The sequence below is a fragment of the Georgenia sp. AZ-5 genome, from assembly GCF_043952095.1.
Classification (GTDB): Bacteria; Actinomycetota; Actinomycetes; order Actinomycetales; family Actinomycetaceae; genus Georgenia.
Genome location: NZ_JBINOU010000001.1, coordinates 3204458 through 3226332, shown reverse-complemented (window position 1 = coordinate 3226332; position 21875 = coordinate 3204458). Strand labels below are relative to the sequence as shown.

21 protein-coding genes are annotated in these 21875 nt (G+C 74.1%); 11 read left to right on the top strand and 10 right to left on the bottom strand.

Annotation, left to right across the window (positions count from 1 at the left end; all coding sequences use genetic code 11):
* Positions 1-169: 169 nt before the first annotated feature.
* Positions 170-688 carry a MarR family winged helix-turn-helix transcriptional regulator gene (locus ACF0H8_RS15150; protein ID WP_395289722.1) on the bottom strand — a complete coding sequence of 173 codons (519 nt, stop codon included), beginning with the start codon at positions 686-688 and terminating at the stop codon, positions 170-172.
* Between the two features lie 159 nt (positions 689-847).
* Here ACF0H8_RS15150 and ACF0H8_RS15145 point away from each other — a divergent pair, with 159 nt between their 5' ends.
* The 7 genes from ACF0H8_RS15145 (at position 848) to ACF0H8_RS15115 (ending at position 5885) form a co-directional block, all read left to right on the top strand.
* Positions 848-1216: a DoxX family protein gene (locus tag ACF0H8_RS15145; protein ID WP_395289721.1), complete on the top strand. Its 369-nt coding sequence runs from the start codon at positions 848-850 to the stop codon at positions 1214-1216.
* A 125-nt stretch (positions 1217-1341) separates the two neighbouring features.
* A complete protein-coding gene (locus ACF0H8_RS15140; protein WP_395289720.1) occupies positions 1342-1974 on the top strand; it encodes an NADPH-dependent F420 reductase in 633 nt (210 codons plus the stop codon).
* Between the two features lie 366 nt (positions 1975-2340).
* A complete protein-coding gene (locus ACF0H8_RS15135; protein ID WP_395289719.1) occupies positions 2341-3216 on the top strand; it encodes an SDR family oxidoreductase in 876 nt (291 codons plus the stop codon).
* Between the two features lie 220 nt (positions 3217-3436).
* The gene (locus tag ACF0H8_RS15130; RefSeq protein ID WP_395289718.1) at positions 3437-4135 is read left to right on the top strand and encodes an NADPH-dependent F420 reductase; all 699 of its coding nucleotides are present in this window, start codon (positions 3437-3439) and stop codon (positions 4133-4135) included.
* 123 nt (positions 4136-4258) lie between these two features.
* On the top strand, positions 4259-4864 hold the full coding sequence (locus ACF0H8_RS15125; protein ID WP_395289717.1) for a molybdopterin-dependent oxidoreductase: 606 nt from the start codon (positions 4259-4261) through the stop codon (positions 4862-4864).
* Positions 4834-5592 (top strand): ferredoxin reductase, encoded by a 759-nt coding sequence (locus tag ACF0H8_RS15120; RefSeq protein ID WP_395289716.1) that lies wholly within the window; start codon positions 4834-4836, stop codon positions 5590-5592. Before ACF0H8_RS15125 ends, ACF0H8_RS15120 begins: the two co-directional genes overlap by 31 nt.
* Entirely contained in the window at positions 5589-5885 is a 297-nt protein-coding gene (locus ACF0H8_RS15115) for a DUF6510 family protein (protein WP_395289715.1), read from the top strand. Before ACF0H8_RS15120 ends, ACF0H8_RS15115 begins: the two co-directional genes overlap by 4 nt.
* 33 nt (positions 5886-5918) lie before the next feature.
* On the opposite strand, the gene ACF0H8_RS15110 is transcribed toward ACF0H8_RS15115, so the two are convergent.
* The 4 genes from ACF0H8_RS15110 to ACF0H8_RS15095 all read right to left on the bottom strand — a co-directional run bounded on the left by ACF0H8_RS15110 (position 5919) and on the right by ACF0H8_RS15095 (position 11536).
* Entirely contained in the window at positions 5919-7589 is a 1671-nt protein-coding gene (locus ACF0H8_RS15110) for a dipeptide ABC transporter ATP-binding protein (protein WP_395289714.1), read from the bottom strand.
* Positions 7586-8509: an ABC transporter permease gene (locus ACF0H8_RS15105; RefSeq protein WP_395290902.1), complete on the bottom strand. Its 924-nt coding sequence runs from the start codon at positions 8507-8509 to the stop codon at positions 7586-7588. Before ACF0H8_RS15105 ends, ACF0H8_RS15110 begins: the two co-directional genes overlap by 4 nt.
* 158 nt (positions 8510-8667) lie before the next feature.
* Positions 8668-9747 carry an ABC transporter permease gene (locus ACF0H8_RS15100; protein ID WP_395289713.1) on the bottom strand — a complete coding sequence of 360 codons (1080 nt, stop codon included), beginning with the start codon at positions 9745-9747 and terminating at the stop codon, positions 8668-8670.
* Between the two features lie 133 nt (positions 9748-9880).
* A complete protein-coding gene (locus ACF0H8_RS15095) occupies positions 9881-11536 on the bottom strand; it encodes an ABC transporter substrate-binding protein (protein WP_395289712.1) in 1656 nt (551 codons plus the stop codon).
* A 470-nt stretch (positions 11537-12006) separates the two neighbouring features.
* Here ACF0H8_RS15095 and ACF0H8_RS15090 point away from each other — a divergent pair, with 470 nt between their 5' ends.
* Both ACF0H8_RS15090 and ACF0H8_RS15085 read left to right on the top strand, forming a co-directional pair.
* A complete protein-coding gene (locus ACF0H8_RS15090; protein WP_395289711.1) occupies positions 12007-14862 on the top strand; it encodes an ATP-dependent DNA ligase in 2856 nt (951 codons plus the stop codon).
* A gap of 311 nt (positions 14863-15173) precedes the next feature.
* Positions 15174-15455 (top strand): isoamylase early set domain-containing protein, encoded by a 282-nt coding sequence (locus tag ACF0H8_RS15085; RefSeq protein ID WP_395289710.1) that lies wholly within the window; start codon positions 15174-15176, stop codon positions 15453-15455.
* Between the two features lie 66 nt (positions 15456-15521).
* Here ACF0H8_RS15085 and ACF0H8_RS15080 read toward each other — a convergent pair whose 3' ends face one another.
* From ACF0H8_RS15080 to ACF0H8_RS15070, 3 genes are all read right to left on the bottom strand, one after another.
* Entirely contained in the window at positions 15522-15728 is a 207-nt protein-coding gene (locus ACF0H8_RS15080; protein ID WP_395289709.1) for a dodecin family protein, read from the bottom strand.
* Between the two features lie 115 nt (positions 15729-15843).
* Positions 15844-16323 (bottom strand): SRPBCC domain-containing protein, encoded by a 480-nt coding sequence (locus ACF0H8_RS15075; RefSeq protein ID WP_395289708.1) that lies wholly within the window; start codon positions 16321-16323, stop codon positions 15844-15846.
* Positions 16320-16634 (bottom strand): ArsR/SmtB family transcription factor, encoded by a 315-nt coding sequence (locus tag ACF0H8_RS15070; RefSeq protein WP_395289707.1) that lies wholly within the window; start codon positions 16632-16634, stop codon positions 16320-16322. The genes ACF0H8_RS15075 and ACF0H8_RS15070 overlap by 4 nt, the downstream gene beginning before the upstream one ends.
* A 102-nt stretch (positions 16635-16736) precedes the next feature.
* Here ACF0H8_RS15070 and ACF0H8_RS15065 point away from each other — a divergent pair, with 102 nt between their 5' ends.
* Positions 16737-17459 carry a VIT family protein gene (locus ACF0H8_RS15065; protein ID WP_395289706.1) on the top strand — a complete coding sequence of 241 codons (723 nt, stop codon included), beginning with the start codon at positions 16737-16739 and terminating at the stop codon, positions 17457-17459.
* Between the two features lie 70 nt (positions 17460-17529).
* Here the strand turns inward: ACF0H8_RS15065 and ACF0H8_RS15060 are convergent, their stop codons facing one another.
* Entirely contained in the window at positions 17530-18615 is a 1086-nt protein-coding gene (locus ACF0H8_RS15060; protein ID WP_395290901.1) for an MFS transporter, read from the bottom strand.
* 246 nt (positions 18616-18861) lie between these two features.
* The gene (locus tag ACF0H8_RS15055; RefSeq protein WP_395289705.1) at positions 18862-19581 is read right to left on the bottom strand and encodes a GIN domain-containing protein; all 720 of its coding nucleotides are present in this window, start codon (positions 19579-19581) and stop codon (positions 18862-18864) included.
* Between the two features lie 222 nt (positions 19582-19803).
* On the opposite strand from ACF0H8_RS15055, the gene ACF0H8_RS15050 reads away from it, so the two are divergent.
* Positions 19804-21870: a penicillin-binding transpeptidase domain-containing protein gene (locus ACF0H8_RS15050; RefSeq protein WP_395289704.1), complete on the top strand. Its 2067-nt coding sequence runs from the start codon at positions 19804-19806 to the stop codon at positions 21868-21870.
* Positions 21871-21875 lie beyond the last annotated feature (5 nt).

The window sequence follows — 21875 nt, the reverse complement described above, 5'->3', positions numbered from 1 at the left end:
AGGGGGACCCGGCGGCGGTGCGCCGGTACCTGGGTCTGTTCTGGCTGCCGGAGCCCGCGCCGGGCCGTCCGGCGGGGCCGCGGTCGCCGGCCGCTGAGGGGCGCCATGGGGCGCAGGAACTTCGGCGAGCGCCGCACCTGGCGTGCGCCCGGCTGCCACGGCGCGCCGCTCAGCCCGCGGCGCTGCTCCGCCTGTCCTTCGCGGAGGTGCGGCACCCGGCGAGCTTGTTCTCGGGGTCCAGCTTCACCGTGATCTTGTCGAAGATCTTCTTGAGCTGGCGCGTCTGGGCGGGCGTGAGGTCCTCGAAGATGAGCGTGCGCACGGTGTCCACGTGCCCCGGCGCCGTGGCCACGACCTTCTCCCAGCCGGCCTCGGTCAGCACTGCCATCGTGCTGCGACCGTCGCCCGGCACAGGACGACGCTCGACCCAGCCGCTACGCTCGAGCCGGTCGACCAGGTGGGAGAGCCGCGACATGCTCAGGCTCGCCATCTGCGCGAGCTGGCTCATCCGGATCGCCCGCTCTGGCGCCTCGGAGAGTGCCGACAGCGCGACGTAGCCGGCGTGCGTGAGGTGCGAGTCCCGCTGGAGCTGGGCGTCCAGCGCGCTGGGGAGCAGCAGGATCGCCCCCATCAAGGACCGCCAGGCGTCCTCCTGCTCCGCGGTCAGCCAGACCGTCTCCTCGCTCATGGGGCCCAGTCTACGGGCTTTCGATTGATGGTTCAAGTGACCGCAACCGGCGCGCGTAGTTGACGCGTCAATTGATTGCGTCTACGTTGATGCTTGTCGCTTCAAGTGAGCGACCGGGCGGGGGACATCGCCGCCCGTGCCGCAGCTGAAGGGACCAGCATGAACGTCGCTCTCTGGGTCGTCGCGGGCCTGCTCGCCGCGGCGTTTCTCGCCGCCGGGTTCATGAAGCTCGCTCAGCCTCGGCCCAAGCTCGTTGCCGCCGGCATGGGTTACGCGGAGGACTTCTCGGACGGTGCCATCAAGGGCATCGGGACGCTGGAGGTCCTCGGCGCCCTCGGGCTCATCCTGCCCGCCGTCCTGGACACCGCGACCGTGCTCGTGCCGCTGGCCGCCCTGGGGCTCTTCCTGGTCATGGCCGGGGCGGTGGTGGTCCACATCCGCCGCCACGAGCCCTTCGTCCCGCCGCTGGTGCTCGGCCTGCTCGCCCTGTTCGTCGCCGTCCTCCGCTTCGGCACCTACTCGCTCTGACAACCAGGAAGGACCACCCCGTGGGCCTGTTTGACATCTTCCGCCGCAAGGAGACCGCTCCCGCGACGGCCACCCCGACGCCGACCGCGCCGGCTGCTGCACCCACCACCTCGAGGAGCACCCAGATGAGCACCATCACCATCATCGGCGCGGGCAACATGGCCCGCAGCATCGCCACCCGCGCCGTCGCCGGCGGCCACGCCGTCCAGATCCTCGCCCGTGACGAGTCGGCTGCGGGCTCGCTCGCCGCCGAGCTGGGCGCCGGCGTGACCGCTGGTTCGCTCGCCGCCGCCATCTCCGGCGACGTCGTCGTCCTGGCGCTGCCCTACGACGCCTCCCTGGCCGTTGCCGAGCAGCTGCGCGACGCGCTGGCCGGCAAGGTCGTCGTCGACATCTCCAACCCGGTCGACTTCGCCACCTTCGACCGCCTCGTCACCCCGGACGACTCCTCGGCCGCGCAGGAGATCCAGAAGGTCATCCCGGGCTCGAAGGTCGTCAAGGGCTTCAACACGGTCTTCGCCGGCACCCTCGTCGCCGGGGCCGTCGACGGCCAGAAGCTGGACGTCGCCCTCGCCGCGGACGACGCCGAGGCGAAGGACGCCGTCGCCGCCCTGGTGGAGTCCTCCGGCATGCGCGCCATCGACGCTGGCCCGCTCAAGCGGGCGCACCAGCTCGAGGGCATCGGCTTCCTGCACATGGCCGTGCAGGGCCAGCTGGGCAACACCTGGAGCACCGCCGTCAAGATCATCGGCGCCTGAGGCTCACCCCCACAGGCCCTGGCCCGCGTCGCGCCTCTCCCTGCGTGGCGCGGGCCAGGCCCGTCGAGGCGCCGAGCACCTGCCCGTTCGCGCAACGGCAAGGAGCTCGCGCGCCCCCCGTCCGGGCGTTCAGGAGCGTGGCCGGTCCTCGTCGCAGAGACGCACCGAGCGTCCCTTCTGCCGCATTGCGGCGCCCACCCGCGACGCGTCGCCCCGGCACGGATACGCCAAGCGGTGTCGGGGTTGGTGTCGGTCCTGCGCGGTCGGCGGCGAAATACGAACCGGACGCGGCTGGTTGCCTTGTCATGGGCGGCGGCCGCGCCGCGCACCCCGTCCGCGGACCTATCCGCACACTCGAGGAGGAACATGACCACCTACGCCGTCACCGGAGCCACGGGCCACCTGGGCCCCATCGTCATCGACCAGCTGCTCGCCCGCGGCATCCCCGCGGGGGACGTCGTCGCCCTGGCCCGGACCCCGGAGAGGGCCACCGGCCTCGCCGAGCGCGGCGTGCAGGTCCGCCTGGCCGACTACGGCCGGCCGGACACCCTCGACGCGGCGCTCGCGGGCGTCGACCGGCTGCTCCTCGTCTCCGGCTCCGAGGTGGGCGGCCGGGTGCCGCAGCACACCAACGTCGTCGAGGCCGCCAAGCGGGCCGGGGCGGGCCGGATCCTCTACACCTCCGTGCTGCGCGCCGACGAGACGACGCTCGTGCTCGCCCCCGAGCACAAGGCGACCGAGGAGGTGATCGCCGCCTCCGGGCTGCCCCACACCCTGCTGCGCAACGGCTGGTACACCGAGAACTACACCAGCCAGCTCGAGGGCTACCTCGCCCAGGGCGTCGTCCTGCACGCCGCGGGGGAGGGGCGCATCGCCGCGGCCACGCGCGCCGACCTCGCCGAGGCGGCCGCGGTGGCCATGCTGCAGGACGGCGACGCGGACACCGTCTACGAGCTCGCCGGTCCGGCGTTCACCTACGACGACCTGGCCGCGGCGATAACGGAGGTCACGGGCACCACCGTGACGGCGCAGGACCTCGAGCCCGCCGAGCTGAAGGCGGCGCTCACCGGAGCGGGCCTCGACGAGGGCCTGATCGGCTTCCTGGTGACCGTCGACGGGGACATCGCGCGCGGCGAGCTCGACGGCGAGACGACCGACCTCGAGCGGCTGCTCGGGCGCCCCGCCACGCCGGTCGCGGACGCCGTTCGCGCGGCGTGGGCGGAGGCACCGGCGCGCGTCTGACGGTCGGCGCGAAGGCACCCCCAGCCGCCGCTCGCGCGCGCGGGTGGGGGGTCCGAACGGCAGCCGGCGCGGCGCAGCGCGCGAATCGCGCCACAAGTGGGGCTGGTGGGGTGCTGAGGCACCCCGCCAGCCCCCTTCGCCGTCACACACGTGATGGTCGTGGGGCGATCGGAGGGTATGGACGGGCCGCCGGGGTGGGGCTAGCGTCACGCACGTCGCAATGGCCGGGGCGGCCCTCGACGACGGGGTCGAGACGGGCGCCGACCGGCACGGACCGGAGGGCACGGCGATGAACATCACCATCATCGGCTACGGCAACATGGCGCGCGCCATCGGGGCCCGCGCCGTGGCCGCCGGCCACGCCCTGCAGATCGTGGGCAGGGACACCGGCAAGGCCACCGCGCTGGCCCACGATCTCGGCGGGGACATCGTCGTCGGCTCCCTCGACGACGAGCTGATCGGCGACCTCGTGATCCCCGCCATGCACTACGGCCCGCTGATGGACATCACGGGCCGGCTCCGGGACAAGGTCGCGGGCAAGATCGTCGTGGACATCACCAACCCCGTGAACGCCGAGACGTTCGACGGCATGCTGCCGCCGGACGGCTCCTCCGGCGCCCAGGAGGTGCGGGAGAGGCTGCCCGACGCGCGCGTGGTCAAGGCCTTCAACACCACCTTGTCCGGCCCGCTCACCGCGGGAGAGGTCGAGGGGCGCCCGCTCGACGTCCTGGTGGCCGCCGACGACGAGAACGCCAAGCGCACGGTCATGGAGCTCGCCGAGTCCCTCGGCCTGCGGCCCCTGGACGCCGGGCCGCTGCGCCGGGCGCGGGAGGTCGAGGCCATCGGCTTCCTCCAGATGGCCATGCAGGGCGCCCTCGGCAACACCTGGATGACCACGTTCAAGCTGCTGGGGCCCTGACCACCCGCGCCTGGCACGTGACCACCCGCGGCCAGGCCGCAGACCACCCGGGGCCCCACCACCCGGAGCGGGCTCCGGCGAGGCCCGGAACCCGGAGACCCGACCAGCAGAGAGGGTGACCCGATGTCCTTCGTCTCCCCAGGGTTCACCGGCCGGCGCCGCGCCGGACCGCCCGGCCGGCTGCCGCCCGGCCAGCACGACGTGGGCGACGGCTTCCCGGTGCTCTCCGCCGGCCCCACGCCCCGCACGCCCCTCGAGACGTGGGACTTCGCCGTCACCGGCCTGATCCGGCCGGAGCGGCGCTGGACGTGGGAGGAGTTCCGGCGGCTGCCGCGCGAGGCGCCGACGGTGGACATCCACTGCGTCACCAGCTGGTCCAAGCTCGGCACCCGGTGGGAGGGCGTGGCCGTCGACACGCTGCTCGCCGGCGTGGAGACGGACGCCGCCTTCGCGGTGGCCTTCAGCGACGGCGGCTACACCACCAACCTGCCCCTGGCCGACCTCACCGGCGGCCGCGCCTGGGTGGTGGACACCTTCGACGGGCGGCCGCTGGACCCGGAGCACGGCGGGCCCGCGCGCCTGCTCGTGCCCCACCTGTACTTCTGGAAGTCCGCGAAGTGGGTGCGCGGGCTGCGGCTGACCGCCCGGAACGAGCCTGGCTTCTGGGAGACGTTCGGCTACCACGACCGCGGTGACCCATGGCTCGAGCAGCGCTACGCCGGCGACTGACCTGGCAGCGCGCCGAGGTGGCCGCGGTGACCCGGGAGAGCGCCCGGGCGTTCCGGCTCTCGATCCGGCCGCCTGAGTGGCCCGGGCACCTGCCGGGCCAGCACCTCGACGTGCGCCTGACCGCGGTCGACGGGTACACCGCCCAGCGCAGCTACTCCATCGCCTCGCCGCCCGAGCGGCCCGGCGTCGACCTCGTCGTCGAGCGGCTCGAGGACGGCGAGGTCTCGCCCTATCTCACCGACGTGCTGCGCCCGGGCGACCCGCTCGCGGTGCGCGGGCCGATCGGGGGCTACTTCGTGTGGCCCTACGACGGCGTGGCGACGGCGGCCGCCGCCCCGGTCCAGCTCGTGGCCGGCGGCTCCGGCGTCGTGCCCTTCCTGGCCATGCTCGGCCACCACCGGGCGACGGGCAGCGCCGTCGAGGTGCGGCTGCTGTACTCCGCCCGCACGCTCGAGGACGTCATCGGCCGCGCGGAGCTGGACGCCTCCGGCGCGGCGGTGAGCCTGACGCTGACGCGCGCCGCGCCCGCCGGGTGGACCGGGCTGACCGGGCGGGTGGACCGGGCGATGCTCGGCGCCCGCACGATCGCGCCGGCACGGGGCCCGCGGGTGCTGGTGTGCGGCCCGACCGCCTTCGTCGAGGCCGTGGCCGGCGAGCTGGTCGCGATGGGGCACGACCCGGGCCGCGTGAGGACCGAACGCTTCGGCGCGACGGGAGGACCGGCATGACCGAGGAACCACAGGACCGCCGCCTCGACGGCAACGCGGCCGCCGGCCCGCTGGCCGAGCTGTTCACGGTGGACCTCGCCGCGGCGGTGGCGACCTGCGCCTCCTGCGGCAGGGCGGCCCCGCTGGGCGCGCACCTGCTCTACGCGGACGCCCCGGGGCTCGTGGTGCGCTGCCCCAGCTGCACCGGGGTCGTCCTGCGCTACGCCGCCGGGCGCACGAGCCTGCGGCTGGACCTCACCGGCGCCCGCCTGATCACCGTCACGCTGCCCGGCGAGGCGGGCGCCCCCGGGTGAGGTCCAGCAGGAACCGGCACGCGGGGAGCCGGGTCAGGAGCGGAGGCTCGCCAGCGCCTCCCGCCGCCGCTCCTGCTCGACCGGGTCCGGCACGGGCACGGAGGCCAGCAGGCGCCGGGTGTAGGCGTCCCGCGGGTCGGCGAGCACCTGGGCGGCCGGGCCCTGCTCGACGAGCCGTCCGCGGTAGAGCACGCCGATCCGGTCGGCGAGCATGCCCACCACGGCGAGGTCGTGACTGATGAACAGGGTGGCGAAGCCCAGGCGCTCCTGCAGCTCGGTGAAGACTTCCAGCACCTTGGCCTGGACGGAGACGTCCAGGGCGGAGGTCGGCTCGTCGGCGATGAGCAGCTCCGGGCCCAGAGCGAGCGCGCGGGCGAGGCTGGCGCGCTGGCGCTGGCCGCCGGAGAGCTCGTGGGGGTACCGCTGGGCGTAGGCGGCGGGCAGCTCCACGGACTCGAGCAGCTCGTGGACCCGTCCCCGGGCGCCCGCGGCGTCACCGGCGCGGCCGTGGACGATGAGCGGCTCCGCGATCGCCTCACCGACGGTGAGCAGCGGGTTGAAGCTCGCCGCCGGGTCCTGGAAGACGAAACCGATGCGCGAGCGCAACGGCCTGAAGGCACGCTCCGTGAACCCCACCATCTCGTGGCCCAGCACCTCCAGCGACCCGCCGGTGGCACGGGTCAGGCCCGCGATCACCCGGCCGATGGTGGTCTTGCCCGACCCCGACTCCCCGACCATGCCGAGCACCTCGCCCGGTGCGATGGAGAAGCTGACGCGGTCCACGGCGAGATAGCCGCGGCGGCCGAGCCGGCCGGGATAGACCACCTCGAGATCTCGCGCCACGACGACGGCGTGCCCGGGAGGAGCACCCTCCACGTTCCCCCGCCCCGCCTTGCCCGTCGTGACGCGGGGGGAGGGGGAGCCGAGCCTCGGCCCCGCCGCGAGGAGGCGGCGGGTGTAGCTGTGGCGGGGGTTCGCGAAGAGCTCGCGCGCGCCGGCCTCCTCGACGACCTCGCCCTGGTACATGACGGCGACCCGGTCGGCGAGGTCCGCCACCACGCCCATGTTGTGGGTGATGAGCACGATGGCGGAACCGAACTCGTCGCGTACGCGGCGCAGGAGGTCCAGGATCTCGGCCTGCACGGTGACGTCGAGGGCGGTGGTGGGCTCGTCGGCGACCACCACCTTCGGCCCCAGCACGAGCGCCATCGCGACGACGATCCGCTGCTTCTGCCCGCCCGAGAACTGGTGCGGGTAGTGGTCCACCCGCTTCTCCGGCTCGGGGATGCCGACCCTGCGCAGGATGTCGATCGCCCTGGCTCGTGACTCCTTCTTGCTGACCTGGCCATGGGCACGCAGCCCCTCGGCGATCTGCCAGCCGACGGTGAACACCGGGTTGAGCGCGGTGGACGGCTCCTGGAAGACCATCGCCACGTCCCTGCCGCGGGCCTCGCGCACCGCCGCGGCGTCGAGGGTGACGAGGTCCTGGCCGGCGAGCAGCACGGCGCCGGAGACGGTCGCCGTCTCGGGCAGCAGCTTGAGGATCGTCTTGGCGGTGACGGTCTTCCCGGAGCCGGACTCACCGACGATGGCCAGCACCTGGCCCGGTGAGACGCTGAGCGAGACGCCCCGCACCGCCCGGACGGGTCCGGCGTCGGTGGCGAAGCTGACGTGGAGATCCTTGATCTCGACGACGGCGCTCATGCCCGGCCTCCCTCCCGCCGCACCGCGGGGGTGGCGGCGGTCTCGAACGGGGCCGTCGTGCGCGGGACGCCCTTGGGAGCGCGGCGGCGGATCCGGAGGCGCGGGTCCGACAGGTCGTTGAGGCTCTCGCCCACGAGCGTGATCCCCAGCACGAGCAGCACGATCGCGGCGCCGGGGAAGATGCCGGTCCACCAGATGCCGCTCGCGGTGTCGGCCAGGGCCCGGTTGAGGTCGAAGCCCCACTCCGCGGCCGCCGTGGGGTTGACGCCGAACCCCAGGAAGCCCAGTGCCGCGAGGGTCAGGATCGCCTCGGACGAGTTGAGGGTGACGATCAGGGGCAACGAGCGCGTGGCGTTGCGCAGCACGTGGCGGGTGAGGATGCGGGGTGTGGACGCGCCCACCACCCGAGCCGACTCGACGAACGCCTCCGCCTTCAGCCGTACGGTCTCTGCGCGCACCACCCGGAAGTACTGGGGGATGAAGATCACGGTGATGGAGATGGCCGCGGAGAGCACCCCGCCGATGAAGCTCGACTGGCCGCCGCTGATGATGATCGACACCACGATCGCCAGCAGCAGCGTGGGGAAGGCGTAGACGGCGTCGGCGATCGTCACGAGGACGCGGTCCACCCAGCTGCCGAGGTAGCCGGACACCAGACCCAGTGCGATCCCGAGGAAGATGGAGGCGAGCACGGCGAGCACGACGGTGAGCAGCGCGGTCTGGGAGCCCCAGATCACCCGCGAGAGCACGTCGTAGCCACCTACCGTGGTGCCCCAGACGTGCTCGGGCGACGGTGGGGCCTGACGGGGGAAGTTCCCCTCCGGCCCGCTCAGCTGGTTGTAGGAGTACGGCGCAAGAACCGGCGCCAGCACCGCGAGGACCACGAACACGACGCACAGCACCAGGCCGGCGACGAGCATGCCGCGCTGGAGCCCGACGGAGCGGCGCAGCTGCCAGACGCCAGGCAGCTTCTTCCATCGGGGCTCGACCGACGAGCCGTGGACGACGACGTCCGTGATCGGCGCCTCGCGCTCGAGCTCGGTGTCCTTCGCCAGCTCGTTCTCGACGATCTCGCTCATCAGTACCTCACCCGCGGGTCGATCAGGGCGGCGATGACGTCCACGACGAAGTTGGTGACGGCCACGATGACGGCGAGCAGAGCCACGATGCCCTGGACAGCGACGAAGTCACGGTCGGCGAGGTACTGCGCGAGCTGGAAGCCCAGCCCGCGCCACTCGAAGGTGGTCTCGGTCAGCACGGCCCCACCGAGCATGAGCGCGATCTGCAGTCCCATCACCGTGATGATCGGGATGAGCGCCGGCTTGTAGGCGTGCTTGCGCACGAGCCGCGCCTCGCCCACCCCGCGGGAGCGGGCGGCGTCGACGTAGTCCATGGACAGGGTGCCGATGAGGTTGGTGCGCACCAGGCGCAGGAACACCCCGGCCGTGAGAAGTCCGAGCGTCGCCGCCGGCAGAGCGGCGTGGAGCAGGATGTCGCTGATGAGGTCCCAGCGCCCGGTCCGCAGGGCGTCGACGATGTTGATGCCGGTGGAGCCGGAGATGCGTCCCAGGACCAGCTGGACGTCCGTGCTCGCCCGGCCGCCGAGCGGGAACCAGCCGAGCCACACCGAGAAGACCAGCTTGAGGAGCAGCCCGGCGAAGAACACCGGCGTGGCGTAGCAGAGGATGGCGAACACGCGGAGGGCGGCGTCCGGCCACCGGTCGCGGAGGTATGCGGCGAGCATGCCCAGCGGGACGCCGACGACGAAGGCGACGATGAGCGCGAAGAAGACGAGCTCGAGCGTGGCCGCGCCGTAGGTCACGAGGATCTCGCTGATGGCCCTGTTGTCGGTGATGGTCCGGCCGAAGTCTCCGGTGAATATCTGCCCGAGGTACTCCAGGTACTGGGCAAGGATCGGTCTGTCGTAGCCGGCCTCGGCCAGGCGTTCGGCGAGCTGTGCCTCGGACAGCCGCCCGCCCATGGACGCGGTGATGGGGTCACCGACCACCCGCATGAGGACGAACACCAGGGTGACCAGGATGAAGACCGTGGGGACGATCAGCAACGCCCGGACGACGACGTAGCGGCCCAGCCCGGAGCCACCGCCGGTCTTGACGGCAGCGGTGCTGCCGACGGTGCGTTCGTCGACGATCGTCACCGAGATGGTGTCCTCTCAGGGGTGGTTCCGCGCCCGGCGGGAGCGCCGGGCAGGCCGGGGCGCCGAGCTCGGCCGCCGCACCGCGGCGGACTGTCGGGGCGACGGTCCGGACCCCCGCCCCGACCCGCGGTGCTCAGCGGCCGAGCGCGGCGTAACGGAACTTGAAGGAGGGGTCGAGCGTGGTCTCCACGCCGGCGATGTCGGTGCTGGCGACGGCCACCTGCGCGCCCTGCAGGTACGGCAGCGTGGGAAGGTCCTCCGCGAGCATCTGCTGCGCCTGCTCCAGCAGTGCCGTGCGCTCCGCCTCGTCGGCCGTGGTGGACTGCTGGCGGATGACCTGCTCGACCTCCGGGTTGCTGTGGTGGTTGCCCAGGAAGCTCGTCTCCGCAAGGAAGAACGGCGTCAGGTAGTTGTCGGCGTCGGAGAAGTCGGGGAACCAGCCCAGCTGGTACGCCGGGTAGAGGTCCTCGCGGCGCTCGTTGGTGTACGTGTCCCACAGCGTCGACTGCAGGGTGACGTCGAACAGGCCGGTCCCCTCGAGCTGGCTCTCGATCATGGCGTACTCCTCGTCGGAGGAGTTGCCGTAGTGGTCGGGGCTGTACTGCAGGTTCAGCTGGACGGGGGTCTCGACGCCCGCGTCGGTGAGGACTGCCGCTGCGGCGTCCGGGTCCGGGCCGCCTTCCCCGTCGCCGTAGAGGCTCCGGAGCGGTTCCGCCGCACCCGTGAGCCCCTCGGGGACGTAGGAGAACAGCGGCGCGTACGTGCCCTGGTAGATCTCTTGCGACAGCGCCTCGCGGTCCAGCAGGTGCGCGGCCGCCGTTCGCACCGCCGCCGCCTTGGCTGGGTCCGGCTCAGCGGTGGTGGCGCCGAAGGGCTGGGTGTTGAAGTTGAACACGATGTAACGAATCTCCCCGCCCGGGCCGTCGTAGACCTCGACGTTGTCGTCCTCCCGCAGGTCCGCGAGGTCGGTGGGGCTGAGGCTGCGGTAGGCGACGTCGACATCGCCTTCCTGCACGGCCAGCTTCAGCGAGGTCTCCTCGGTGAAGTACTGCGCGGTGACGGAAGTTGTCTCCGGTGCCGCGGTCAGTCCCTGGTAGTCCTCGAAGGCCTCGTACTGGATCAGCTCGTTCTGGGCGTAGTCCGTGATGGCGTACGGGCCCGCGAACGCGTTGCCCTCGACGATCGCGTCGGCCGGCGTCAGCTCGGTGGCGGAGAACACCTCCTCGTCCACCACGGGGCCCGCGGGCGAGGACAGCACCTGCGGGAAGGTCTGGTCGTTCTCGCTCTTGAGGGTGAAGACGACCGTCCGGTCATCGGCGGCCTCGGTGCTCTCCAGGTTGGCGAGCAGGGCTGCCGGACCGTTGGGGTCGTTGATCGCGAGCTGGCGGTCGAAGGTGAACTTCACGTCCGAGGCGGTCAGCTCGTTCCCGTTGGCGAACGTCAGGCCCTCCTTCAGCGTGACCGTGTACTCGGTCGGCGAGGTGAACTCGGCGCTCTCGGCGATGCTGGGCTCGACGTCGGGGCTCCCGTAGGGGCTGTCCATGAGGAAGGGGAAGACCTGGATCTGCACGGCGAACGAACCGCTGTCATAGGAGCCGGCAGGGTCCAGGGAGGTGACCACGTCGGTGGTGCCGACGGTGATGCCCTCGCCGTCGGCGCCGCCCCCGCCGGTGGCTTCGCCGCCCCCCTCGGGGCCCTCCGTCTCGGCGCAGGCGGCGAGCACCAGTGCGAGCGCGGCCGAGATGCCGATGACTCCCGCGGCACGGCGCCGTGCGTGAAGAGCTGCCATGGTGTCGCCCCCTGTCACGGTGCGCGCCGAAGCCGCGGCAGCACTGAGCTGTCCGATCGTGTGACGCACCTCTCAATGTGACGACAGTTATAACACACGGGTGTTTCGGCAAATCAGCGCTCGCCCGGGCCACACGTATGTGCAACGGTTTTGTGATCAGGAGAGAAAGTGTTGTATTCGCGCGCCGCGGCGAGTCACACGCTTCTCCCGGCCCGTGAGGCGGAGAGCGGCGATCCGGTTCTGCCCCGGACGAGAGCGTCGCCGGAGGAGGCCGGCGCCCGGACGGCCGCCGGCGCGCGGCAAGGGGGAGCGGCCCTGCCCGGCGCGCGGCGAGGGGGAGCGGCCCTGCCCGGCGCGCGGCAAGGGGGAGCGGCCCTGCCCGGCGCGCGGCGAGGGGGAGCGGCCCTGCCCGGCGCCTCCCGGAGGTGCCTGCCGATGCGGGAACCGGGCCGCCGGGTCACGATGTGCCCATGGCCAGCGACAACCCGGAGACCGTCCTGATCGAGGGCCGTCGCCTGCGCCTGACCAACCTGTCCAAGGTGCTCTATCCCGCGACGGGCACCACCAAGGCCGAGGTCCTGGCCTACCTCGCCCAGATCGCGCCGGTCATGCTGCCGCACTGCGCCGGGCGGCCGGCCACCCGCAAGCGCTGGCCGAACGGGGTCGGCACCGCCGAGAGCCCCGGCGAGGTGTTCTTCATCAAGAACCTCGAGGCCGGCGCCCCGGAGTGGGTGGTGCGCGCGGACATCGAGCACTCCTCGGGGGCCAAGACCTACCCGCTGGTCAACGACGCCGCCACGCTCGCCTGGCTGGGCCAGGTCGCGGCGCTGGAGATCCACGTCCCCCAGTGGCGTTTCGGCAGCGACGGCGAGCCGCGGAACCCCGACCGCATGGTGCTCGACCTCGATCCCGGCGAGGGCACCGGCCTGCCCGAGTGCGCCGAGGTGGCACGCGTCGCCCGCGGCCTGCTCGAGGGGGCCGGGCTGGAGCCGGTGCCCGTGACCTCGGGATCGAAGGGCATCCACCTGTACGCCGCGCTGGACGGCGCGCACACCTCGGACGAGATCAACGCGATCGCCCACGAGCTGGCCCGGGCCATGGAGGCCGACCACCCGGACCTCGTGGTCTCGGACATGAAGAAGACGCTGCGCCGGGGCAAGGTGCTCGTCGACTGGTCGCAGAACAACGGCAACAAGACCACGATCGCGCCCTACTCCCTGCGGGGGCGCGAGCACCCCACGGTCGCCGCGCCGCGGACCTGGGAGGAGCTGGACTCCCCGTCGCTGGCCCACCTGGAGCACGACGAGGTGCTGGAGCGGGTGCGGACGCTGGGCGACCCGATGGCCGTGCTGCTCGACGTGTACGAGGAGCCCTACACCGACCCGGGCGAACGGGCGCCGGAGGCCCGGGAGGTCATCGACGTCACCACCGCCCCCGGTGGCACACCCGAGTCGCGGCGCGCCCACGCGCCCCGCAAGGACACCACCGGCGCCGTCGGCGCCCGGCGGCGGCAGGACCGGCTCGCCACCTACCGGGCCATGCGCGACCCGGCCAGGACCCCCGAGCCGGTGCCGGACCAGATCGGCGACTACTCCGAGGCCGCGCAGACCTTCGTCATCCAGGAGCACCACGCCCGCCGCCTGCACTGGGACTTCCGCCTCTCGCACGAGGGGGTCCTGGTGAGCTGGGCGCTGCCCAAGGGCGTTCCCACGGACCCGAGGAAGAACCACCTGGCCGTCCAGACCGAGGACCACCCGATGGAGTACGGCACCTTCGCGGGGACGATCCCCGCCGGGGAGTACGGCGGCGGCGAGGTGAAGATCTGGGACTCGGGCACCTACGAGCTGCACAAGTGGCACGAGGGCAAGGAGGTCATCGCGGTCCTGACCGGCCGCGAGGACGGCGGGCTGGCCATCGAGGGCCCGGGCCGGACCGCCAGGTTCGTGCTGGTCCGCACCGGCCGGCGCGGGGGAAAGGACGCCAACCACTGGCTCATCCACCTGATGGAGGCGGGCAGCGCCACGGCCGGCGGCTCGCGGGAGCCCGCGGCTCGCAAGCCCGCCACCGCGGGCAGGTCGGCGTCACGGGGGCGGGAGTCGCGGGAGTCGTCCCCGCAAGAGCCGGCCGCCGCCGGGCGGTCGGCGTCAGCTGGGTCGAGGTCGCCGGAGTCCTCGCGGGACCGGACCGTCACCGACCCGGCGGGACGCGGTCCGGCCACCGCCCGGGAGGAGACGACGCGCGAGGTGCCCGCCGCCGCGGGCTCCGCCCGGCGTGCTCGCGCCGCCGGTGCGGCCGCCTCCGCGCGGGTCACCGGCGCGGCCACCGACGGGCGCCGTGACCGCCTGCCCACCCCCATGCTCGCCACCCTCGGGAGCCTCCACCAGCTCTCCGACGAGCACGACTGGGCGCTGGAGATGAAGTGGGACGGCGTGCGCGCAATCGTCGGGATCGACGACGGCGAGGTGCGGCTGATGAGCCGCAACGGCAACGACGTCACCCGCCTGTACCCGGAGCTGGCGGGCGTCGCCGGCGCCGTGCCGGCCGGGCGGGCGGTGCTGGACGGCGAGATCGTCGCCCTTGACGCCCGGGGCCGGCCGAGCTTCGGGCTGCTCCAGAAGCGCTTCAACCTGGGCGACGACCGCCAGGTAGCCCGGCAGGCCGCGGCCAGCCCGGTGCGGCTGATGCTCTTCGACGTCCTCGAGGTCGGGGACGAGTCGCTGCTGGACCTGACCTACGACGAGCGTCGCGCCCGGCTGCGCGAGGTGGTGGACCCCGGCGCCCACCGGCTCGTGGAGGTGCCCGAGGTGTTCGAGGGGGACGTCGACGCCGCCGTCCGCGCGAGCCGCACGTGGGGGCTGGAGGGGGTGGTGGCCAAGCGGCGCGACTCGCGCTACACCCCCGGCCGCCGCTCGCCCGCGTGGGTCAAGGTCAAGCACTCCCTGACCCAGGAGGTCGTCGTGATCGGCTGGCGCCCCGGCCAGGGCACGCGCGCCGGCGCCGTCGGGTCCCTGCTCGTCGCCGTCCCGGACGGACCGGTGGGCGAGCCCGGCCGCCCGCTGCGGTACGCCGGCCGGGTGGGGTCGGGCCTGACCCAGAAGCAGGCGCGCGAGCTCGTCGCCGAGCTCTCCGCCGTCGAGCGGCCGACGCCGCCGGCCGACGACGTGCCCAGGCTCGACGCCCGGGACGCGCACTGGGTCGAGCCCGACCGGGTGGCCGAGGTCGAGCTGTCCGAGTGGACCAGCGACGGACGGCTGCGGCATCCGCGCTGGCGCGGCTGGCGCCCGGACAAGGGCGTGGACGACGTGGCCCTGGAGCTTCCGGTCTGAGCTCCGCCGCACCGACGTCGCGCACCTCTGTGCCCGGCTGGTGAGACAGGCGGTGGCGCAGAGGAGGTGTGAGGGGGATCACCTCTGCCGGTCCCGTCGCGCCGTGGTTGGCGTAGGCGGCCGTCCCCATCCGTGCAGGACCTGCGGGGACGTCGCAACATGAGCCGGCCGAGCCCAGGGTGACCGGCGGCGGTCGCCCCGAACAGGTCGACATTCGTCGGTGTGTCCGCTGACACGACCCCGCCCGGCCTGCCAGCATCCCGCACAGAGACGCCCCAAGGCGGCGTCGCACGGACGAAGGGGGATCCGCCGTGATCAAGCAGTCACGACTGCCCAAGGGTGCGGGATACAAGCTGACGTTCTCGCTGCCGGCCAACCACCCGGCGGGGGCCGTCAGCGTGGTGGGCGACTTCAACGACTGGACGCCCGGCGCCCACCCGCTGCGGAAGCGCAGCAACGGCACCATGAGCGCGTCCGTCACCGTGCCGGCGGGCTCGCGCGTACGGTTCCGGTACCTGGGCACCGACGGCCACTGGTTCGACGACCCGGACGCGCACCTCGTCACCGCCGAGGGCAGCGAGCTGCATCTCTGAGGATCGTTCGAAGGTGGCCCAGCCCGGCGGGCCGCCTGCCGTCCCGTGTGCGCGCTGGGGGTGGCCCTACTCGAGGACGAACGTCACCTCGAGCACGACCTCCCACGACGTGATCTGGCCGTCCTCGCCGATCGCGACCTCCTGCTCCTTGACCCAGGCGGCGCGCACGTGGCGCAGCGTCGAGGTGGAGCGCTCGACTCCGACCCGGATGGCGTCCTCGAAGCTCTTCTCCGAGCGGGCCGTGATGGTGGTGACACGTGCGACAGAAGACATCGGTTCCTCCTCGTTGAGCGACCGTGCACTGGGTGCGGCTCGTCCATGGTCGGCCCGGCCCGGCCGACGCGCAACGCGGGGCGCCCGCCTCCGCCCTTCGCGCGCGGTGTTCCGTCTACCCCGCCGCGCCGGAGGCGAGCCGTGCGTACCGCGCCAGGACCCGCTCCCACCCGGTGTCATAGCTGCGCCAGGCGCTACCGGCGTCGTCGCGGGCCGCCCAGCCCGAGTGGCTCAGCCGGACGAACGTGCCGCCGTCGGCCTCGGTGAAGTGCATCTCCACGGCGGTGGCCTCGTCGGCGCCGCGGCCGGGGTGCCACGTGAACGCCACCACGCCCGGCGGCTCCCACGCCGTCACGGTGCCCCACACGGAGGTGCTGCCGTCGGCGAGGGTCTCGACGATGCGGCCCCCGAGCCGGCCCTCGAGGGTGACGCCAGTCGCCTGCGCCTCGCCCACGGAATGGGTGACGAGCGGCCACCACCGGCTCATCTCCTCCGTGAACAGCTCGAACGCGCGGTCCACGCCGACGGGAACGGTGACGGTCTTGACCAGTGGGACGCTGGGTGCGGCACTCGTGGCGGGTCCGGTGGTGCTCATGGCTGGCTCCTCGAGGTGTTCTCGGCGTGGTCCGCGAAGTTCTGCCGCACCGTCGCCCAGTACTCGTCCAGCCAGCCGCGCAGCGCGAGCAGGCCGTCGGGGGCGACGCGGTAGACGTGGCGCGTGCCGTCCGCGTCGTGGGCGACCAGGCCGCAGCCCTCCAGCACCCGCAGGTGCTGCGACACGGCGGGGCGGCTGACCGGCAGGTCCGCGGCGAGCTGCCCCACGGCGGCGGGACCGGCGGCGAGCCGGTCCATGATCTGCCGCCGCGTCGGGTCCCCGAGCGCGTCGAGGACGTGGCCGCTCCGCACTTTCGGTAAGTTACGACTTACCAATAGCGAACGCAACGTGTCCGCCAGACCGCGAGGAGTCCGCCCGTTGCCACTGGACCGCTCCGGTGCTTCGCTGCTCGGGTGACCACGCACGCCTGGCGGAGGGAGCCCCACGGCGGCGGCGGTCTCGCGGCGCGCCTGAACTGGCTCCGTGCCGGGGTCCTGGGTGCCAACGACGGGATCGTCTCCACGGCCGCCGTGGTCGTCGGCGTCGCCGGGGCGACGGCGAGCACCGGGGCCATCGCCACCGCCGGGGCCGCGGCCGCGGTCGGCGGGGCGGTGTCCATGGCCCTCGGCGAGTACGTGTCGGTGAGCAGCCAGCGCGACTCCGAGCGCAGCCTCATCGAGCTCGAGCGCCGGGAGCTCGAGGACGACCCGGAGGGGGAGCTGGAGGAGCTCGCCGGCATCTACGAGCGCCAGGGCATCTCGCCCGAGACGGCCCGCCAGGCGGCCGCCGAGCTCACCGAGCGCGACGCGCTCGCGGCCCACCTCGCCGCCGAGCTCGGGATCGACCAGGACGACGTCGTCAGCCCCTGGCACGCGGCGCTCGCCTCGGCCGTGGCGTTCTCCATCGGTGCGGCGCTGCCGATGCTGGCGATCCTGCTGCCGCCGCCCGCCTCCCGCGTCGCGATCACCTTCGTCGTCACCCTGCTGGCCCTCTCGCTCACCGGCTACGTGGCCGCCTGGATCGGCGGTGGCTCGCGCGCCCGCGCGGCCGTCCGGGTGGTCGTCGGCGGCGCCCTCGCGCTCGCGGCCACCTTCCTCATCGGCAACCTGCTCGGCAGGTCGGGCGTCGTCGTCTAGCCCGGCCGGGCGTCGTCGTCCTGCCCGGCCGGGCGTCGTCGTCCAGCCGGGCGGGCGGCCTCCCGCGCGGCTACCGGCGCGCGCGCAGCAGCAGGGGGAGCGCGGCGGCCAGCGCCCCCACGAGCGCCGCGATCGCGAGCCCCTGGCCCAGCGCCCAGGCGGCGAACACCGCGAACGACGCCGCCTCCGAGCCGAGCCCCGCCACCGACGTCACCGTCGCGCGCAGGTGGCTGGGGATGTGCGCCTGCAGCCGGGCGTCCACCACCACCTGCGTCAGCTGGCACACGCCGTAGAAGACAGCCACGGCCGCGATCCCGGCCGGGCTGCCCACGACGGCCGCCGCGCCGAGCAGCGCGGCGGCCAGCCCCAGCAGCGCCGCGAGGGTCCCGGCGCGCGACCGGGCCGCCCAGCCGCCCAGGTGGGCGCCGAGGGCGCCGGCGAGCGGGACGGCGACCACGACGACGGGGATCGCGGCCGTGGGCACGCCCCAGTCCTGGGCCAGCAGGGTGAAGTACTCCTCGGCCGCGTCCAGCGCGGTGAGCAGCGCGACGGCGAGCACGATCCCGCGCACGCCGGGCAGCGCCGCGGTGGTCCGCAGCTCGGCGAGCACCCGGCTCAGGTAGCCGCCGGCGTCGCCGTCCGCCTCCCCTGTGACCCGGGCGTGCGGCGCCTCCGGGAAGAGGGCGGCCAGGGCGCCCGCCGCCAGGGCGATCCCGACGCTGAACCAGCCGGCCAGCGCGTACCCGCCCCAGCTGAACAGCACGGTCGCGAGCGCGGCGGCCGGCAGCTGGGCGACGAGCCCGGCGGACGTGACGCGGGCCAGCAGCCGGGGGTAGCGGTCCTCGGCGCCGACGGCCGCCAGGCCGTCGAAGAGCAGCGCCTCGAACGCCCCCGAGGTCAGCGAGCCACCAACGCCCCACAGCACGAACCCGGCGGCGAAGCCGGGGAAGCCGGGGAGCGCCACCCACAGCGCGAAACCGGCGGCCTCCAGCACGCCGGCGGCCACCAGGGCGCCGCGGCGCGAGGAGCGGTCCGCGAGCATCCCGGTCGGCACCTCGGCGACGACGGCGACGGCCGACCAGATCGCGAACAGCCCGGAGATCTGCGCGTCGCCCAGGCCGGTGTCGGCGAAGAGCAGCGCGTAGAGCGGGTACAGCGGGATCGTCTCGGCGAGGAGCGCCCACCCGGTGGCGAGCCGGGCGAGCGATCGGGCCGGACGCGGGGATGCGGATCAATGTCGCATGGCACACAGGTTAGGCAGGCTGCCCGTCGGGGTCCAGGGCGATCTCGACGTCGCCGCGAGGTTCAGGCGCCGGTCCGTCACGCGGGGCCGCGCCCGCCCGGCCCCTGGCGCCTCGGTGCGCCCGCCCCTGTCGCTTCAGCCCGCGCTGCCGCGGCGCCCTCAGCCCTCCCGGACCTCGCCCGCCCCGGAGACCTCGCTGGTCACTCCGGCGCCGCCGGTGTGGACGATCTCGCCGGCGCCGTCGACCGCCGCCCGCAGGGTTCCGGTGGCGTGGACGCGGGCGCTGCCCGCGCCGCCGATGGTTACGTCGGCGTCGATGCTCACGAGGTTCTCGCCGGAGTACTCGCCGACACCGTCGATCGAGACGGTCTGCCGCTCCGCGCGCCCGTCCAGGGCCACCGAGCCGGCGCCGTCGACCGACACGGTCAGGTCCGCGACGTCGACCCCGCTGGCGTTGAGGTCGCCGGCGCCGTCGAGGTCGACGGTGAGGCTCTCGCCGGGGGAGAGGTCGGCGTCGACCGAGCCGGCACCGTCGACCCGGAGCTCCTCGACCTCCGGCAGCACGAGGTCGTAGGTGATGTCCCCCGGGAAGCCCCACATCGGCCCGTCGAGGTCCAGCACCAGGACGTCGCCGCGCACGTCGGTGATGACCCGCTCGATGACGTTCTCCCCGGCGGTGAGCCGCAGGGACGGCTCGTCGCCGGTGCTCAGGCGCACGTCGCCCACCCCGTCGAGGGAGACGACGCGGACGCCGTCGCCGACCTCGCGCTCCTCGCTCACGGAGGCGCCGGGCGGCCCGCCGACCACGGTGCCGCACCCGGCGAGCAGCGCCGGCGGCGCGACGACCAGCGTGAGGGCGGCGAGCGTGCGCAGGTTCATCGGTCTTCCTGTCCTGGTGATGGCTGTTCTGGCTGTGCGGGGCCGGCCTTGCGTGCGCGGCGACGGATTCAGCGTGGCAGCCGGCGGGGCGCGGCGACATGGGGATTTCCCCTGGCTCTCCCCCGAGCCCCACGCGCCGCGCCTCAGGGGCCCCCCCGGGGGCGGGGCGTGCCGTCCGATAATTCCCCACCGGCCGGCGGGAGGTGTGAGATCTTCTCCGTCGTGGGCATTCGAGCGGCGCGGACGCCGCACCTCTCCTCTCGCGCCGCCGGGCTGACGGCCGTCCTCGGGCTCGCGGGCGCGCTGACCGCCTGCAGCCCGACGCCGGACCCCGCCGCTGCCGCCGACGCCCTCGCCGAGGCGCTGGCGACCGGGGACCTGGCCTCCGCTCCGCTCGACGAGGGGACGCGCGAGCAGGCTGCGGCGGACGTCGAGGAGGCCCTCGGCGCCGTCGCGGACCTGCCGCACGCCGTCGACGCCGAGGTGGGCGAGGTCGACGACGGCGGCGAGCGGCCGACGGCGACGGTCGCCCTGGAGTGGTCCTGGGACCTGGACGGCGCGGACGCCGACGCGGCCGGTGCGGAGGCCGACGGCGCGGCCGAGGGTGAGCTCGCCTACCGCACCGAGGGGCAGCTCGTCCACGACGGCGAGCGCTGGACCGTGACGTGGGCCCGCGAGCTGATCCATCCCGACCTGGGCGAGGACGGCGTCCTCGACGTCACGCGCACGCCCGCCGAGCGCGGCGAGATCCTCGGCGCGGGCGGGGGGCCGATCGTCACGGTCCGGCCGGTGCTGCGCATCGGGATCGACAGGGCCAACCTTGCCGAGGCCGACGTCGCGGCGGCCGCCGCCGGCCTGGCCGCCGCGCTCGGCTTCGAGGACCCGCAGGCCTTCGCCGACCGGGCGGCGGCCGCGGGTCCCAGGGCCTTCGTCGAGGCCATCGTCGTGCGGCAGTACGACACCGCGGGCGTCGACGTGCCGGCGGTGCGCGGGCTGCCCGGCGTCCTCGTCGTCGAGGACGAGCTGCCGCTCGCGCCCACCAGCGGCTTCGCCCGCCCCATCCTCGGCACGGTCGGGGCCGCGACCGCGGAGATCGTCGAGGAGTCCGACGGCGCCGTCCGCGCGGGCGAGGAGGTCGGGCTCTCCGGGCTGCAGCGCCAGTACGACGAGGCGCTCCGGGGCACGCCGGGCACCTCCTTCGTGGTCCGGCGCGCGGACGGCACGACGACGGAGCTGTACACCTCCGAGCCGGTGGCCGGCCAGGACGTCACGGTCACCCTGGACCCGCGGCTGCAGATGGTCGCCGAGTCGGTCCTCGAGCCGGTGGCACCCGCCGGCGCGATCGTGGCGCTGCGCCCGTCCACCGGCGAGGTGCTCGCCGCCGCCAGCGGCCCGGGATCGCGGGGGTTCAGCACCGCGACCCTCGGCGCCTACGCCCCCGGCTCGACCTTCAAGGTCGCCACCGCCCTGGCCCTGCTCCGCTCGGGCCTCACGCCGCAGTCGCCGGTGGAGTGCACGCCCACCATCACGGTGGACGGGCGCGAGTTCTCGAACTATCCCGACTTCCCTGCCGGCGACGTCGGCCCGACGACGCTCCAGGGCGCCGTCGCCAGCTCCTGCAACACCGTCTTCATCGCCGCCCGCGACCGCGCCGGCGCGCAGGACCTCGCCGACGCCGCCGCCTCGCTCGGCCTGGGCGTGCCGGCGCAGCTCGGCGTGCCCGCCGTCGACGGCGAGGTGCCCGCCGACGCGAGCGGCACCGAGCACGCCGCGTCGATGATCGGGCAGGGCCGCATCCAGGCCTCGCCGCTCGCCATGGCGACGGTGGCCGCCTCCGTCGCCCGGGGGGAGCGCGTCACCCCGGTGCTGGTCACGGACGTCGGCGGGGAGCCGCCCGCGCCCGCGGAGAGCGAGGGCTCAGGCACGGAGGGCGCCGAGGGAGCGGGCGGCGACGCCGCGGACGGTGCCGACGACGCCGCCGACGACGCGGCCGGGGGTGCGGTGGCCGAGCCGGCCCCCCTGACCGAGGCGGAGGCGCAGGCGCTGCGCGAGATGATGCGCGCCGTCGTCGTCGACGGCACGTCCACGTTCCTGGCCGACGTGCCCGGCGATCCGGTGAGCGCCAAGAGCGGCACGGCCGAGTACGGCACCGACGACCCGCCGCGCGCCCACGCGTGGATGATCGCGTTCCGGGGCGACCTCGCGGTGGCCGTCTTCGTCGAGGACGGGATCGCCGGCGCCCAGACCGCCGGGCCGCTGCTCGAGGACTTCCTCCGCCGGGCCGCCTGACGCCC